We start from the raw sequence: 15,950 nt of genomic DNA, 5'->3' as shown, positions 1-15,950 counted from the left end.
TCTGGAATTTCTTAACATTTTTACAAAAAAGCCTGCCAATCGCGGGAGAGACGATTGACGTCTCTGGGTTTTCTGCGATCATCAGCACTGCTTTATGAAAAAAGCAGCACCCACCAAAGTCACCCCGCGCTCCAGCTGGTTCATTTGAAACCAGCGTCAACTGATTTCCTGCCTTACCTGTAGATCTCTCCCGATCCAGCCTGACAGTGCGCCCATTGATGGTCACGCCAGGATACAGGAGCGCCCAGAGGAGCCATTCCGTGAACTTCAAAGTCCTGTTTGTACTATTGCTGACCGTCTTATCTGTGGCAGTAGTACCTGGTTTAAAAGGGGATGCGCCGGTCATGAAAGTGGATCAGACGACCGGCGAAGTCTGGCGAGGTCGCTTTGATGCTCAGGGGAGACAGCATGGTTACTGTACCCGGCACGATCGCGATGGGAATCTGATTCAGGAAGATGAATTCCAGCATGGCATGTGCGTCTTCCGCCGACGATTTGACAGGGCTGGCAACCTGACCCTCGAACTCCGCGAGGGAGACGACTATCACCTGGTTCAGATCTTTCCCCAGGATTAATTGTTGAAGCGGCGACAATGTCGCACACCACAAATAAAAAAACGATGCAGAGCAAACTGGCTGCTCTGCATCGTTGATTTTTTCGTCGAATCGTTCTCAGTGATTACTGCATCTTACGGCAGATGGCTTCTGCCATTTCCTGAGTACCGACGGCGGTCGGATCGTTGCGGTCAGGCTTGAGGTCGTAGGTGACGTCTTTACCTTCTTCGATGACATCGGCAACAGCCTGATCCAGTTTGGCGGCTGCTTCGTGCTCGCCCAGGTAGTCCAGCATCATTTTACCGGAAAGGATCAGGGCGACCGGGTTAACCTTGTTCTGGCCTTTGTACTTCGGAGCAGAACCGTGGGTTGCTTCGAAGATGGCAGCTTCGGTACCGATGTTGGAACCGGGAGCGACGCCCAGACCACCGACCAGACCGGCACAGAGGTCACTCAGAATGTCGCCGTACAGGTTGGAAGTAACGAGCACGTCGTACAGTTCGGGCTTCTGAACCAGCTGCATGCACATGTTGTCGATCAGACGCTCATTGTATTCAATGCTGCCGCCACAATCGGGAACGTTACCAGCCAGTTTGGCATCTGGTTCGACACCTTCTGCCAGGTCTTCCCATTCGAACTTCGCACCATAGGCTTTCGCGACAGCCCGGGTTTCATCGTACCACAGACCGTCGGTGAACTTCATGATGTTGGCTTTGCAGATCGAGGTGACTGCTTTGCGTTTGTTGTCGACGGCGTATTTGAACGCGTAGTTACAGATATCACGGGTTCCCTGGTAAGACATCGGCTTGATGCTGACGCCGGTCTCATCCAGAGGTGTGTTGATCTTCTTACCGGTCGCGAACTCGTTGATCGTCTTGATCAGCTCAGCGGTCTTTTCTTCGCCCGCCTGGAATTCAACGCCAGCGTAGAGGTCTTCGGTGTTTTCGCGAACGACGACCAGGTCGACGTTGGAATCAGCGAAGTAAGTCCGAACCCCTTTGTAGGTTTTACAGGGACGGATGCAGGCATACAGTCCGAGTTCCTGACGCAGGAACACGTTGACGCTGCGGAAGCCTTTTCCAATCGGAGTGGTGATTGGTGCCTTGAGGGCAATTTTGTTCGCCCGAACCGATTCCATGACCCGATCGGGAACACTGCCCTCGGCTTCAATGACTTCGATTCCACATTCCTGAACATCCCAGTCGATTTTGACTCCTGTCGCATCAACACATTTTCTGGTAGCCTCGGCGATTTCGGGACCAACACCATCGCCCGGGATTAATGTGACTTTATACATCGTTTCCTCTAATACTTCTGACAAAAAGGGAATGTGACCGGGATCTCAATTGCACCAATAACAAGGCGAAGGGCCTCATGACTCTTGAAACAAGAGGCCTGACTGGTTGATACTGATGAAATCATTCACAGATAAGCAGTGACCGTAGCAAATCAGATATCGCTTTTCAACTATACGAGAGAGCCGTCCCCCGGTTTTCAACTCAATCCGAGCACCCCGATGATCCAGCGTTTTCTTCATAATTACCTGCTTCGACACCAGAACCGCGCCAATCAGATCCTGCACCTGATCGGGGTGCCTCTCACATTCGGGGGACTCATCGGATTTGGCATCGCGGGAGAGTGGTTTTATGCCTGGTCCGCGTTCGTCGCGGGGTATGTGCTGCAGTTTCTGGGGCATGCCATTGAGCAGAATGACGCCGGCGAACTCATTCTGATCAAGAAATTACTGGGAATCCCCTACAGGGAGTTCGGTCCACAGACCCAATCTCAACAGAATTTTGACCAACCGTCAAAAAAGTCAAGTTGTAACGATTGAAGCGCCGATACCGAATGTAGTGATTTTATCGCTTGCACTGACTGTCTTGCGCTCCCGTGTGTTTGTAACCTGTGGGGCAGACTGTGTCAGGCGGTAGATTCTCCCTGAACGCTACTTCGATTATGAAATATAAGCTGTTTAAATAAAACACTTTACGACCATAATTGACGTTCATGTCTTTAAGGATGGATACATGAACCTACGCCGGAATTTACGCCTGATTCTCTGTGGATGCATGATGACCACTCAAATAATGGGTTGTCATGGTCTGGGAACCGATACCGATCTGCACTATCTGGGTGACAAAGAGCTTCAATATTATGAAGATGTCGCCACAAAGATAGAATATCCCGCAGTTTACGAAGAAACACCCGAGGAAATTACCTTCTCGGGCAAGCCGCGGACGCTGGTCGATCGCTCCCAGGATCAGATCTGGGACTTGCCTCTGATGGACGCCGTCCACCTGGGTCTCGCGAACAGTGAGGTGATTCGTGTTTCCGGCGCATTGGGAACGAACGGCAACTCCTTGCTGAATAATCCGGACGGAACACCTTCGATTTTCGACCCGGCAATCCAGGAGACCAACGTGCTGCTGGGTGGTGCCCGTGGTGTGGAAGCAGCGTTATCCGCCTTCGATACCACATTCACCGCAAATATGTTGTGGGGTCGTTCCGAACAGGTTCAGAACAGTCCCTTCTTTGGTGGCGTCCCCGGAGGAACCTTGGTTCAGGAAACCGGTCAGTTTCAGTCCGGGCTCTCCAAGAACTTCGCCAACGGTGGTCAGTTTGCCATCAATCATAACTGGAATTACACCGGCAGTAATGCCTCCAGCCAGTTGTTCCCCTCGAACTATGCCGGGAACCTCGGGCTGTCATATCGTCAACCTATGCTGGCGGGAGCCGGGGTCGAATACACCCGTATCGCCGGTCCGATCGGAACCAGCTTCTCCGGGATTACCGGGGTGAGCCAGGGGGTCGTGATTGCCCGGATCAACAATGACCAGGCACTTGCAGACTTTGAACGCAACGTGCGCAACCTGATCTCCGATATCGAAGAAAGCTACTGGCAGCTGTATCTGGCTTATCGTCTGTACGATACGCAGGTCGTCGCCCGAAACTCCGCCTTACGCAGCTGGCGTGAAGCACATGCCAAGCTGGAAGCCGGTGGTACACGTAACTTCAAGCCGGCTGATGAAGCCCAGGCCAAAGACCGTCTGTTTGAAACCCAGGCACTCGTCCAGGCAACCCGCAGTGATATCTACAGTGCGGAAAGCCGATTCCGCCGACTGGTTGGTCTGCCCGTTAATGATGGTAAAATCATCCGACCAATCGATGATCCCATCGCCGCAGAATTCTCTCCTGACTGGAGCATGTGTCTTACCGAAGCTCTCGTTCACCGTGTTGAACTTCGCAAACAGAAATGGAATATCAAGAGTCTCGAACTGCAGGCTCTGGCGGCAACCAGCCTGACCAAACCCCGGTTCGACTTCGTTTCCAGTTACCAGGTTAACGGCTTCGGCGATCGTCTGCTGAGTCAGAAGAATACTGATGGTATCACAGGCCAGGGCCTGCACAGTGCCTATGGAACCATGATGGATAATGACCAGGACAGCTGGACCCTCGGCTGGGAATTCAGCATGCCCCTCGGTTTCCGTTCGGCACATGCTCAGGTCGAGAATCTCGAATTCCGTCTGTCGAAAGCCAGGGCGATTCTGCAGGCACAGGAAATGGATGTGAGCCAGGAGCTCGCGATCACCTTCCAGGACCTGACCAAAAACTATGCGACCGCACAGTCCAACTTCAACCGCTGGCGTGCTGCCCGCAGACGTGTGGAACTGTTCGACGCGGAAGTCCAGGCGGGTACCACCACTCTGGATACCCTGCTGCGTGCTCAGTCCAGTCTGGCACAGGCAGAAACCGAATACTACCGTTCGCTGGTGGCTTACAACATCGCGATCAAGAACCTCCACAAGTGGAAGGGAACCTTACTCAAACACAACAACATTCACCTGATGGAAGGCGAATGGAATCCGATCGCCTATCAGCAGGCACTGCGGAAAGCCTGGGCTCGTACCCACGGTATCGAAGCTCACAAACTGCAGCATAAGCCGTCTCCCTTCGTAGCCGATGGCTATGTGGGCGAAGTGGGCGTGATGCCTGCACCGGCTCAGGAAGGAACCTACTCTTCCGAGCAGGAAGGTATGACACCTGAATTCCAGCCTGTTCCGGAACCGGGTATGTCTCCTGAATATGCACCGCCGGTCACACCACCTCCGCAGCCCGAGGCACGCATCCAGCTCAACGGGCAGGGCGGCACCAACCCGCTCGCCCCGACCTCGGTCGATCGGGCGGTGAAAGTGGCGCTGGAATCGGATCAACCGCAGAGCGATCTGTATGTGACGCCCATTGGTGGAACCCTGGATCAGCTGCCTGTTCCTCAGGAAGAAATCCCGAGTTCACAGGCAGAACTACCGATTGCCAATCCGGAAGACAACTTCGATCTGGAATTTCGGTCTACCGACAGTTTTTAGTACTGAAACTCTAAATGATTGACGGGTCGCATTATTCAGGTCATACCGCTTTCACCGACAAACAGGAAGGGCGTCCCTGTTTTTTATAGTGGTGTTTGATTTTCTGTATCCATTGCGATCAGCGGATGTTAGGTTTTAGCGTCACAAGTGAGTGAAATACCTGCAGCCGCTTATCTTTCATTTGTGAATCGTTGTGTCGATGCCCATCTCCATCGATTGTTGTTTTCCATAGTTGAGGTTTCTACCGTTTCTGGCTCTTACCGCAGAGACGTGCTGGAGCTGCAACTCAAGTTTCGGGTTTGAAAACCCGCCACTGACCAGGCCTGTGGAAAAGCATTGAAAAGATAGTCAATGGTGGCAGGACGAATCCATCGTCTCCTGAAGCTGATTGCGCTGTTACAATCGGGACGAGTTTTTAATTCCGCACAACTTGCCAGCGCATGCGAAGTCAGCCGCAGGACGGTATTCCGCGATCTGAGAACGCTGCAGGAATCGGGTATCTATGTACTCTTCGACGAGGAAAAGCAGGGGTATTCACTTCCCTCGAGAACCATCGTCCCCTTCAAGGACCTCACCTTTGAAGAGGCACTGGCCCTCTTTGTGCTTTGCCAGGATCTCGACCAGACCACCGTCGGCCTCCCCTTTGACCAGTTTGCCCGCTCCGCATCCGCCAAGGTCCTGAACAGTCTGCCCGACGCACTCCGCGAAAACGTCATTGATGCAGCTCAGACCATTTCCGTCTGGGGCACCCCGGTGAATCCGAGTGAATTCAGTGCCAGTCACCACAAGAACCTGTTTCAGGCTGCCATCTCGCGAAAGAATATCCGCATTCAATACGCTGTTCCCGGGGAGAATAAACCACAGTCCACGATGCTCAGCCCCTATCATATCCTTTACGCCAACCGTCAATGGTACACGGTGGGACGCTCTTCCGTAGATCGGGGGATCAAAGCGTTTCCCGTTCTGAGCATTGTGAAATCCGAAATCCTGGATGAAACCTTCAGTCGCCCCTCCCGCTTCAAACTGGACCGTTATCTGGGCAATTCGTGGAACCCGATTCGAGGAAACGGAAAACGCGTGTCGGTGAAGATTCGCTTTCAGAGTACTCTGGCCCAGAAAGTGTCCCAGATCATGTGGGACCCTTCCCAGGAGATCAGGAAGCTGAAGGGGGGACTGATTGAATTCCGGGCCCGGGTCGACACACTTGAGGAACTGATCGGCTGGGTCCTGAGCTTTGGCGATCAGGCGGAGGTGGTCACCCCGCGGGCGTTTCGCGATCTGATTCAGCAGCAGGCCTCCGCGATCGCACAGATTTACAGTAAATAAGGTTCGAAAATCGGCGAACCCCGAGTCGGGAAACAGCGTCCTCAGACAAAACAAACCCGATTACTCAGCCCCTGATTCAAAGTGTCAGATTGCGCATGTATACTATTCGTGGGCTTCGCGTCGATTATTCTGCGAAACCTCTTAAAATCCCGGCTGAAACTGCTGACCTGCCCCATCATTGGGTTTACTATTTCGGTTAAGAAACCGTACCCTCAGGCAGGAAATCTCTCGTTTTCCGCTTGAACAGCGCCTGAGACGATGTGTCTCACTGATCGCATTGCGTATGATATCATCAGGAGCGCTGATTTCCCGAACGGAACGCTGCGCAACCGCATCCGCTGGAAGACCTGCCCACCCGGAAACAATCGTCTCTAGTGGAGAGAAACTCTCCAGAGTCATATATCAAGATCGTATTGAAGTGAGGAAAGATAAATCATGTCAGATGGAATTCAATTCGCTGGAAGGACTTCAGTCGAGCAGGTAGAAGAAGGAAACGAACTGGCCCCCAAGTTTGACCAGGACGGTTTGATTCCGGTTGTCACCACCGACTACACCTCAGGTGAATTGCTGATGCATGCCTACATGAACGAGGAAGCACTCAAGAAGACCATTGAACTGGGTGAAGCCGTCTACTGGAGCCGCAGCCGACAGGTGCTCTGGCACAAAGGTGCTACCAGCGGGCTGGTCCAGAAAGTCAAAGAACTGCTGATCGACGATGACCAGGATACGGTCTGGCTGCGTGTCGATGTCATGGGAGGGGGGGCCAGCTGTCACGTTGGTTATCGCTCCTGTTTCTATCGCCGTGTGCCCGTTGGTGAAGAAGGCAAAGAGAAAGGCCTGGCGCTCGAATTTACGGAAACCGAAAAGGTTTTCGATCCGAAAGAGGTTTATGGAGACGCTCCCAATCCAACCAAACTGTAAATCGGTTTTAGTCACGACAGGTGTATTATGAGTCATTTCAGTCGACGTGATTTCCTGGCTGCTTCGCTGGCGGCTGCAGGATCTGCTCATTCGCTCGAAGAGTGGGCTTTTGCCAACCAGAGCGAAACAGCCAACCATCCGAATCTGCACATCGCCCCCTTCCGGTTCGATGTGTCGCCTCCCAAAGGGCATTCCCTCTGTGGCGGCTGGATTAAACCGGTCGTCGGCTACGATGATTCACTGGAAGCCATCGGCTATGTCCTCCTGGGTGCGGGCAAGCCGATTGTGGTCTGTGCCGTTGACTGGACCGGGCTGCTCAACGATGCTCATATCAACTGGCGACAGGCTTTAGCCGAAGCAGCCGGAACGAGCATTGATCGTGTGGCCGTGCAGTGCGTGCACCAGCACAATGCTCCTTTCGCCTGTCTGAATGCCGAACAGATTGTTCTGGAACAGGGAGACCTGCCGCATATCGTCGAGCTGGATTTCTACAACGAATGCCTGGACAAAGGACGCAAAGCGGTTTCCGCAGCGATCACTAAGGCTGAGCCGGTCACGCATATCGCGCACAGCCAGGGAAGAGTAGACAAGGTCGCTTCCAACCGCCGGATCAACCGCGACAAAGAAGGCAAGATCATCAGCATGCGGGGCAGCAGCTGCCGGGACGAACGTCTGCGGAGCATGACGGAAGGCACCATTGACCCCTTCCTGAAAACGGTCGCCTTCTATAACAAAGACAAAAAGCTGGTCTCCTGTCACTATTACGCCACGCATCCGATGAGCTATTACGGCGACGGTCGCGTGAGCAGCGACTTTACCGGCATCGCCCGTAAGCAGCGTCAGCAGGAAGAACCGGGTTGCACGCACATTTACTTCACCGGCTGTTCCGGAAACATTTCCGCCGGCAAGTACAACGACGGCTCCAAGCCGATGCGGGCTATTCTGGCTCGACGGATTTACGACGGCATCGTCGCTTCCGAAAAAGGGCTCAAACCTGAGCCGGTCGGCAAACTGACCTGGAAAACGCATGACATTTTACCTCCCGTTCGGAGCAGTTTCAGCGTAGAAGAATTAACGAAGACGATTTCCAACAAAAGTAACAGCGTTGTGAATCGCAATCGTCCTTCCTACATGCTGGCTTGGATGCAGCGGATCGAGAAGCAGATTCCGATCACCCTGAGTTCACTGCAGGTCAACGATATCAAAACGCTGCACCTGCCCGCCGAGAGTTTCATTGAATACCAGCTGCGCGCCCAGAAAATCCAGCCAGATGAATTCATCGCCACAGCCGCTTACGGGGACGGGGGACCATGGTACATCCCGGTTGCCGAAGAGTACCCCGCCGGCGGATATGAAGTCAGCGTCGCTTTCTGCGATCCCGGGGTCGACGCCATCATGACGCAGGGCATGCAGTCCCTGTTAAACAGTTAACCGAATTTCAGAATCGTTCAGCAAACCCCAGTTAAGAGGTTGAGTGAGTCACATGGGTATGACAATTATGCGACGGGTCAAGTTTAACGCCGGACACCGTCTGTTTCGCCACGAAGGAAAATGCCAGTTCTTTCACGGCCATAATTACATCGCTGATTTTTACGTCACCGGCCCGGAAACGGACGCCGTGGGGCGGATCATCGACTTTGCGCAACTCAAGGCGCTGCTGAAAGGCTGGATCGACGAAAACTGGGATCACGGCTTCCTGCTCAACATCGAAGACGAAAATGGCCTGAACGCAATCCGCATGGTCGAACCGACCAAGTACTTCGTACTGCCTTACAATCCGACCGCGGAAAACATGGCCCGCTACCTGCTGGACGAAGTCTGTCCGAATCTGCTCAACGACCTGGGCGTGCAGGCCGTTAAAGTCGTGATCTGGGAAACCGAAGAGTCCTGTGCCGAAGCTACTCTGGACCAGAAAGACAAAACGGACGCCGGCCTGCTCGATGCTTTTGAAACCGATTCATTCCCGACCGGGTTTCACTGGTAATAAACCTCACTGAAGATATTGTTCTTCACAACGCGCATTAAAAAAGCTCTGGACCAGATCAGTCCAGAGCTTTTTCTTTTGTCTCTTCTCTTCAGCCGCTTAGTCTTCTGCAACGTAAGGCAGCAGACCGATGAAGCGGGCCCGCAGAACGGCTTTCCGCACTGCACGCTGGTAGAGAGCAGAAGTCCCTGTCCGACGACGGGGCAGGATACGTCCTTCGCGATCCAGGAGAGAACGCAGGGTTCTCAGATCCTTGTAATCGACATAGACGGGACGTGGAATGTTACCATCCGGGCAGAACCGGCATTTGAGCTTCTTTTTCAGACGAGCTCGTTTTTTACGACGTTTGACAATCTCTTTACGGGATAAACCGACTGACATAGTGTTGTTCCTTTTTCATGCGTCGTAAGAACTTAGGACACCCGAAACCGGGGCGACGCTGATTTCAGTGTGCTGGCAGGGGCCGCGACTCACACAGTGCGGCCGGTTCGCTTACCAGCTGGATTTTTTCATGCCGGGGATCAGGCCATCTAAAGCCATATCCCGCAGAGCGATACGCGAAATCTGGAACTTACGGTAGTTACCACGAGGACGACCTGTCAGCTGACAGAGACGACGCATACGGGTGCGGCTGGAGTTACGAGGCAGTTTGGCAAGGCCTTCGTAGTCCCCTTTAGCAATCAGCTCAGCCCGCTTTTCAGCATGCTTTTCTACCAGAGCGTAAATTCTCTTCTGTTTTTCAATCTTCGATTTGGATGCCATTTATATACCTTCTTCGACAAATTCCAAAAATAGGAACGACTGTTATACTGAGTCTCCCGCCAGATCGTCAACTTGCCGGACTGTTTTTGCTCTGAAATGAGCTAAAAAAAGCAATCATTCCGAAATTCTTTACAGCCCCTGGTTGACACACATGTTCATGCGCGCTCTATTTTTTCTCTTTCTGAGGCTGCGGGCGGAAATATTTCATCGATTCGACCACCACCGTGCGGCGGGTCGCGATGCGGACCAGCAGAGAGAGCAGGTAATTGCCCCAGCCGGAAACCATATACTGGCGTTTCTTTTCCAGGGCTTTGAGGCCGGTCTTGACCACCTGATCGACGGTCTGATAGCGATGCTTCTTCAGCCAGCCTTCTACGCCGGCCACATCGAAGAACTCGGTCTGCGTCGTTCCGGGGCAGAGTGCAGTCACTGTCACCCCTTTGTCGCGGGCTTCCGCCCAGAGTCCCTCGGTGAAGTGCAGTACGTAACTTTTGCTGGCTGCATAAGCAGACATGTAAGCCACCGGCTGAAACGCGGCGACCGAGGCGATGTTGATAATTCCGCCGTGTCCCCGTTCCATCATTTCGGGCAGATAGAGGTAAGTCAGATCGGTCAATGCGCCCATATTCAGCTGCACCATCTGCATCACCCGTTCCCGGTCGGTCGAGGCAATATCCGAAACCACGCTGAAACCGGCATTGTTGATCAGCAGTTCGATCTGCACACCACGTGCGTTGATCTCATCGTAGAGTTTTCGGGGTGCCTCCGGTTCGGAAAGGTCCAGTACGACGACTTCCGTTTTGGTACCATGGCGGGTCAGCAGGTCGGCAGCCAGCTCTTCCAGCTGCTCCTGACGACGTGCCGTCAGTACCAGATGCATTCCCCGTGCAGCCAGCCGGTGCGCAAATTCAAGGCCGATTCCGGATGAAGCACCCGTAATCAGAGCCCATCGATCAGAATATTCGTCTATCACAGCTGACTCTCCAGAAGTATCCTGTTGGAGACTTAGATTTTCCATTGAAAAGAGGCCGGGAAGAAGTGCTGCCCGCGTCAGGGGGAATCGTAATTGAATTTGTGTCTGGTGAAAACCCCGTAACCACTGTTTATACCCCCGCTTTGATCGATTTTTCGCCGTTTCAAATTGAAGTCAAAGCGGTTTTTTGACCAAATGAGGAGAAAAATGTCACCAATCGAACGACTCAGCCGGGAAGAAGTTCGCAGCGTCGACCAGCGTACGATTGAAGAATTCGGGCTCCCGGGAATTGCCCTGATGGAGAATGCCGGTCGCGGCGTGTTCGAGTTACTCGTCTCGCTCAAAGCCCAGGGGCCCATCAAAATCTGTGCGGGCAAAGGTAATAACGGCGGGGATGGCTTCGTCATCGCCCGTCACCTGGACAATGCCGGCATCCCCGTCGAAGTCTATCTGCTCACCGATCCCGAACAGCTCACCGGCGATGCCGCCACGAATTACCGGGTCGCTTCGCGGATGGGTCTCTCGATTCAAGCCGACCCCGATCTGCAGGATCCGGAACGTTTTCGTGCGTTTCTCGATTCAGCCGAGTGGATCGTCGACGCCCTGTTGGGGACCGGCGTGCAGGGAGAGGTTCGCGAACCCTTCGCCACCGCCATCCGGATGATGAATGCAGCCCCCGCCAACATCCTGGCCATCGATCTTCCATCAGGCCTCGACTGTGACACGGGACTGCCACTGGGAGAATGCATTGTCGCATCGCAAACGGCGACCATGGTGGCGGAAAAGCTGGGTTTCGCGGAACCGAAGTCTCAGCAATATACGGGGACCGTACATGTGCTGGGGATCGGTGCACCGCGACAGATCATCACGGAACTCCTGCAAAAACAGTAGTTTCTGGCGGATCAGCGTCTCTCACTTCCCAGCTGTCATCAGCTGTCAAAATGGAAAAAACAGCCGATTCGTAAAAACGGGGGTTCTCAAATCCGCCGTAAACCCGATATATTATAGTTTGCCCGATAACCCGAGTGAGTGGGCCTGTTTGACTGACCGTTGACTACTGCTACCGGTACCTGCGTCAAAACGCAGGAATGAGATTTAGGTCCATGGACAAAAACTTCTGGTTTCTCAAGAACTGTGACCTCTTCGAACGACTGAGCGAAGATCAAATCGCCCAGGTCGAACGGAATGCGTCCGTCAAACAGTTCGCGCGGGGAAACATGGTTTATCTCCCCACCGAAACCAGCGACTCGGTCTACCTGCTACTCAACGGCAGAATCAAGCTCTACCACATCACGGGGGAAGGCAAACAGGCTCTGCTGGCACTGATCGAGCCGGGTGAGCTGTTTGGGGAACTGGCGATCCTCGGCGGCGGCGAACGTGAAGAGTATGCCGAAGCCATGCTGAAATCGACCATTCTCCGCATTCCCGGAGTCGTGATTCAGGATCTGATGCACCAGCATCCTGAAGTCTCTCTGGGTGTGACCAAGCTGATGGGACTCCGACGGCAACGGGTGGAACAGCGGCTCAAATCCCTGCTGTTTCGCTCCAACCGCGATCGGCTGACGCATCTGCTGCTGGAACTGGCGGAAAAATACGGGCGGTTTACCCCCGAAGGCGTTCTGATCAATATCAAACTCTCGCACCAGGAACTGGCGAGTATTATCGGCAGCACACGTGAAACCGTGACTGTCCTGCTGGGCGAACTGCAGGACGAACGCAGTATCGATATCCAGAAACGACACATCATCCTCAGAAAGGCCCGCTATCTGGCTCATTCGATTGATTTCAAACTCACCCCCGCCTTTCAGTCCAAACCGGATCAGTCGGGAGAATTTGTCTTAAGAGGAGCGGAAGCCTGAACTTAGATTGTCCATCCCCAGATATGCTCATTAGAAATGTGCAGGAAGTGTAAGCTATCTCACAGATCACACCAGAGCAGACTACGATAATGATAACAGGGTATCCCCCCGCTCAAGAACTGGTACAAATCCTACTGCGACAGTAGGAGGTTTAAAAAATGAATATACAACTTACATCCGAAACCGAATCAGAATCTGAATGGAAGGCCTGCGCGCCGGGCGACCTGGAACAATTTGTCACCGTGATGAAGAAGCGACGTAAAGTCAGCCATATGATCACCGGGGCCGAGATCCTCACCGCCTGTCTGGCCGTCGGGCTGGTCGGCTTTTTTGGTCTGAACTCGTTCTCAGGCTCTGCTGAACCGCCAACCGAACAGGTCGCGAAGAAGGTAGGTAAGAAGTGCCCGGGTGGACTGTACTGTGATGAAGCGCTGAACCATGCGGAAGCGTTCGTCGCTCACAAGCTCGACGCCGAAACAACCAGTAAAATGAAGGAACATCTGGCCCATTGTCCCGGCTGCCAGAAAAAGGTTGATCAACTTCGCATAAACATGCACAATAACGCCACTGCCCACATCGGTCCGTTACAGGAAGAGTCCGAGTGGGATGCGTTTGTATTGACCTTAAATCAGTAACCCGCTGATTTCTCCGGTTCCCTGAAAGGATTGAGGGAATGTCCCAGGAAGAAGAAACCCCTGCCGACGACGATCGGCTCTCCAGCGAAGATGACTTTCTGGCTGCCTTTTCGTCATCAGGTCAGGTCGATGAAGAAATCGACGCCGACTACGAAAGGACGCTCGAAGCACTGGAAGCCGTCGAACGGGACCTGGAGCTCCCCGAAGAACCTGAGACAGACGAGCCTGTCGCAGCGGCTGCCGTCAAAACCAGTTCCCAGACCGCCACCAAACGGGAAACCCGGATCCCCCCGCGTGCTATCATCGAAGCCGCGCTGTTTGTCGGCGGCAAACCACTGACCACGAAGAAACTCTGCTCACTGCTGAACGACGAGTACTCGACATCTTACGTCGACGATCTGCTCGACGATCTGAACCGCCAGTACAACGACGAGGCCCGCCCGTACGAAATCCGCATGGAGGAGGGGGGCTATCGCCTGATTCTCCGTCACGACTTCGAACGCATCCGCAACCGCGTGTATGGTTTCGGCCCTAAGGAGGTCAAGCTGACCCAGGACGCGCTGGAAGTCCTCGCGCTGGTCGCTTATCGCCAGCCGATCACCAAGGACGAGATCATCGCCGCCGGCAAAGACAAGGCGGCCGGCATCCTGCGTCAGTTGATCCGTCGCGAACTGATTGCCATTGAGCGCAACGAAGACAAGAAAGCCGAAGTCAAATACATCACAACCAGCCGCTTCCTGCAGGTCTTCGGCCTGGGTAACATCGAAGAACTGCCTTACAGCGAATCGCTGAATCACAAATAGTTCCGGCGCAGCAAACTGTCAGAGCACAGAGAGAACCATTACGGACTCTCATTCATAGCGGCAGTCTTCTGCGGACGATTCCTTCGAAACAGATAGAGAAGCATGACACCCACAAGCAGGATACCCAGTAGTATTTTCGATACGGCATTTGATTGAAGCTGCTTCTCATCTGGTATCTGCGGCTTCTCCGGACTTTTCTCTGGTGCTGCCGGATTTACTTTCATGATCGCCTGCGCCCATTCCAGTGAAGCTTCCCGGTTCCAGGCCAGTTCATCATGCGGCGCGTAACAGTAAAGGTAGATCACCTTCCCGGCCGGATTCAGAAACGTGGTCGTGCAAGACTGAAACTCCGTTCGGCTCCGAACGCCGTCAGACATGGTCCCTTCAAAGAGCATTGAGAAGGAAAAGATGTTCGACGAAGCATGGTGCTCTTTGAAGGGGATAAACTGAGAGAACTTCAGATCCAGGTCTGATCCCGTCTCCTGTTTGACCTGCTCTACAATCCGATCATAAAATTTCGGATCGCGGGAACGGAAATCCTCTATCACAGGATCGTTATTCGCGCGCGTGTTCTCCTGAATTTCCTGAAATCGATCATCTCCCGTAATCGGTTGGGCCATGTTTTTCATCACACGCAGAAAAAATTTACGTCGTATTTCCGGCGACTCACCGGCCCGGGATGCAGCGGCATCTTCTTTTGTAATGTAAAACCCCAGCTGTTCAAATTTGGGATCTGCTTTAGCCAGCATTTCCGCCATCTGGTAAACACGCGGCAAATCCGGAGTCACGCGTACAAACCCGGCGGGCGGAGGAACTTCTATCTCAGTTTCCCATACCTTGAACTTCTCGGCATAAACGCTTGAACTGAGACAAACTAATATCAACAGGATTTCACGCAACCGTTTCATTTTTATCCTCTGAGGAAGCCACGTGCTTCCGCCTTCGTTTTACGATGATGGCGAGCACCGCCATCACAGCCAGTGTCACCAGTGTTGCAATCGGAATCAGGTTTTCGCGACTGTTATCCGGGAGGCGATCCGGGAACGGAGACGGCTCGGGATTCTGTGCCAGGATCGCCTTTGCCCAGGCGCGGGAGGTGGTGCGCGTCCATTCCAGATCCTTGTAAGGCGCGATGGCCCCCAGGGCGATCAGCTTTCCCTTCACATTCAGGAAAGTGAGCGTATTGACATTCGCATCCTGGACCTCATCTGCGCCCTCGACCTGCACCCCATAGGACACATACTTAGAGCTGGATAATTCATTGATCGATTCAAAATGCGGTTCGAGGGCGACCGTATTTGAAATCTGAAACGCGACGTTCAGATCCAGCTCACGGCTGAGATCCCGACTCAGATTGTCGCGGGTCTGCTTCAGCTTCTCGGCCAGCATGTCCCGGTATTCCTGGTTCCTCTCTTTTGTCGTCAGCTTGAACATCGCGAAATCGGAAGCACTGTAAGAACGTTGTTTGGATTTCTCCGGGATCTGCAGAATCAGGTACCGCGCAGGTTCGACTGGTTCTCCCTGGCGCAGTTGAGCAGCCAGCACTTCGGTCAGATAGAAATACACGTCCATCCCCTGTCGTTTCGTTTCAGCCATAATCTGATCGAAGGGGAACAGCTCCCTGATCTCCGGAGTCACATTCACAAAACCGGCAGGCGGTGGAATCTCCAGGCGGCTTGTCCTCAGCTGAAATGTTTCTGCCTGTAAAAAGTTTCCGCAGCACAGGATCAGAGCCAGCCAGCAGAAAGATGCGTGCTTCATAGAGTGCC

At 53.4% G+C, this 15,950-nt stretch carries 17 protein-coding genes; 11 read left to right on the top strand and 6 right to left on the bottom strand.

The genetic code is table 11. The features are described 5' to 3' along the window. Window positions 1-260 precede the first annotated feature (260 nt). On the top strand, window positions 261-575 hold the full coding sequence (locus tag RID21_RS08460; RefSeq protein ID WP_350188202.1) for a hypothetical protein: 315 nt from the start codon (window positions 261-263) through the stop codon (window positions 573-575). 103 nt (window positions 576-678) lie between these two features. Here RID21_RS08460 and RID21_RS08455 read toward each other — a convergent pair whose 3' ends face one another. After that, window positions 679-1,851 (bottom strand): isocitrate/isopropylmalate dehydrogenase family protein, encoded by a 1,173-nt coding sequence (locus tag RID21_RS08455; RefSeq protein ID WP_145443407.1) that lies wholly within the window; start codon window positions 1,849-1,851, stop codon window positions 679-681. A gap of 219 nt (window positions 1,852-2,070) precedes the next feature. Between RID21_RS08455 and RID21_RS08450 the strand changes: the two genes are divergently transcribed. The 6 genes from RID21_RS08450 to RID21_RS08425 all read left to right on the top strand — a co-directional run bounded on the left by RID21_RS08450 (window position 2,071) and on the right by RID21_RS08425 (window position 9,149). After that, window positions 2,071-2,388, top strand: coding sequence for a DUF962 domain-containing protein (locus RID21_RS08450; RefSeq protein WP_350188201.1), 318 nt, complete (start codon window positions 2,071-2,073; stop codon window positions 2,386-2,388). 193 nt (window positions 2,389-2,581) lie between these two features. Further along, window positions 2,582-4,918, top strand: a complete 2,337-nt coding sequence (locus RID21_RS08445; protein ID WP_350188200.1) for a TolC family protein — start codon at window positions 2,582-2,584, stop codon at window positions 4,916-4,918. A 351-nt stretch (window positions 4,919-5,269) separates the two neighbouring features. Next, on the top strand, window positions 5,270-6,244 hold the full coding sequence (locus tag RID21_RS08440; protein WP_350188199.1) for a helix-turn-helix transcriptional regulator: 975 nt from the start codon (window positions 5,270-5,272) through the stop codon (window positions 6,242-6,244). A 435-nt stretch (window positions 6,245-6,679) separates the two neighbouring features. Beyond that, complete coding sequence (gene hisI / locus RID21_RS08435; RefSeq protein WP_145045806.1) at window positions 6,680-7,165, top strand: phosphoribosyl-AMP cyclohydrolase; 486 nt, start codon at window positions 6,680-6,682, stop codon at window positions 7,163-7,165. A gap of 27 nt (window positions 7,166-7,192) precedes the next feature. After that, the gene (locus tag RID21_RS08430; protein ID WP_350188198.1) at window positions 7,193-8,596 is read left to right on the top strand and encodes a hypothetical protein; all 1,404 of its coding nucleotides are present in this window, start codon (window positions 7,193-7,195) and stop codon (window positions 8,594-8,596) included. Window positions 8,597-8,648: 52 nt separating this feature from the next. Further along, window positions 8,649-9,149 (top strand): 6-pyruvoyl trahydropterin synthase family protein, encoded by a 501-nt coding sequence (locus tag RID21_RS08425; RefSeq protein WP_145193518.1) that lies wholly within the window; start codon window positions 8,649-8,651, stop codon window positions 9,147-9,149. 99 nt (window positions 9,150-9,248) lie between these two features. On the opposite strand, the gene rpsR is transcribed toward RID21_RS08425, so the two are convergent. The 3 genes from rpsR to RID21_RS08410 all read right to left on the bottom strand — a co-directional run bounded on the left by rpsR (window position 9,249) and on the right by RID21_RS08410 (window position 10,884). Further along, window positions 9,249-9,530 carry a 30S ribosomal protein S18 gene (rpsR, locus tag RID21_RS08420; protein ID WP_044236819.1) on the bottom strand — a complete coding sequence of 94 codons (282 nt, stop codon included), beginning with the start codon at window positions 9,528-9,530 and terminating at the stop codon, window positions 9,249-9,251. Window positions 9,531-9,641: 111 nt separating this feature from the next. Continuing rightward, complete coding sequence (gene rpsN, locus RID21_RS08415; protein ID WP_145193520.1) at window positions 9,642-9,911, bottom strand: 30S ribosomal protein S14; 270 nt, start codon at window positions 9,909-9,911, stop codon at window positions 9,642-9,644. 166 nt (window positions 9,912-10,077) lie between these two features. Continuing rightward, window positions 10,078-10,884: an SDR family NAD(P)-dependent oxidoreductase gene (locus tag RID21_RS08410; protein WP_228030747.1), complete on the bottom strand. Its 807-nt coding sequence runs from the start codon at window positions 10,882-10,884 to the stop codon at window positions 10,078-10,080. Window positions 10,885-11,091: 207 nt separating this feature from the next. Between RID21_RS08410 and RID21_RS08405 the strand changes: the two genes are divergently transcribed. The 4 genes from RID21_RS08405 to scpB all read left to right on the top strand — a co-directional run bounded on the left by RID21_RS08405 (window position 11,092) and on the right by scpB (window position 14,181). After that, a complete protein-coding gene (locus RID21_RS08405) occupies window positions 11,092-11,775 on the top strand; it encodes an NAD(P)H-hydrate epimerase (protein WP_350188197.1) in 684 nt (227 codons plus the stop codon). A 212-nt stretch (window positions 11,776-11,987) separates the two neighbouring features. Further along, window positions 11,988-12,743 (top strand): Crp/Fnr family transcriptional regulator, encoded by a 756-nt coding sequence (locus RID21_RS08400; RefSeq protein WP_145045822.1) that lies wholly within the window; start codon window positions 11,988-11,990, stop codon window positions 12,741-12,743. A gap of 158 nt (window positions 12,744-12,901) precedes the next feature. Next, a complete protein-coding gene (locus RID21_RS08395; protein WP_350188196.1) occupies window positions 12,902-13,378 on the top strand; it encodes a zf-HC2 domain-containing protein in 477 nt (158 codons plus the stop codon). A 38-nt stretch (window positions 13,379-13,416) separates the two neighbouring features. Further along, on the top strand, window positions 13,417-14,181 hold the full coding sequence (gene scpB / locus RID21_RS08390) for an SMC-Scp complex subunit ScpB (protein WP_145193529.1): 765 nt from the start codon (window positions 13,417-13,419) through the stop codon (window positions 14,179-14,181). A gap of 38 nt (window positions 14,182-14,219) precedes the next feature. Here the strand turns inward: scpB and RID21_RS08385 are convergent, their stop codons facing one another. Both RID21_RS08385 and RID21_RS08380 read right to left on the bottom strand, forming a co-directional pair. After that, complete coding sequence (locus RID21_RS08385; protein WP_350188195.1) at window positions 14,220-15,089, bottom strand: hypothetical protein; 870 nt, start codon at window positions 15,087-15,089, stop codon at window positions 14,220-14,222. Further along, on the bottom strand, window positions 15,073-15,942 hold the full coding sequence (locus RID21_RS08380) for a hypothetical protein (RefSeq protein ID WP_350188194.1): 870 nt from the start codon (window positions 15,940-15,942) through the stop codon (window positions 15,073-15,075). The genes RID21_RS08385 and RID21_RS08380 overlap by 17 nt, the downstream gene beginning before the upstream one ends. Between the last annotated feature and the right edge of the window lie 8 nt (window positions 15,943-15,950).

Origin of the sequence: Gimesia sp. (assembly GCF_040219335.1) — a bacterium.
Lineage (GTDB): Bacteria > Planctomycetota > Planctomycetia > Planctomycetales > Planctomycetaceae > Gimesia.
Note: the sequence above shows the minus strand (reverse complement) of the source record. Positions and strands in the feature narration are given on the sequence as shown.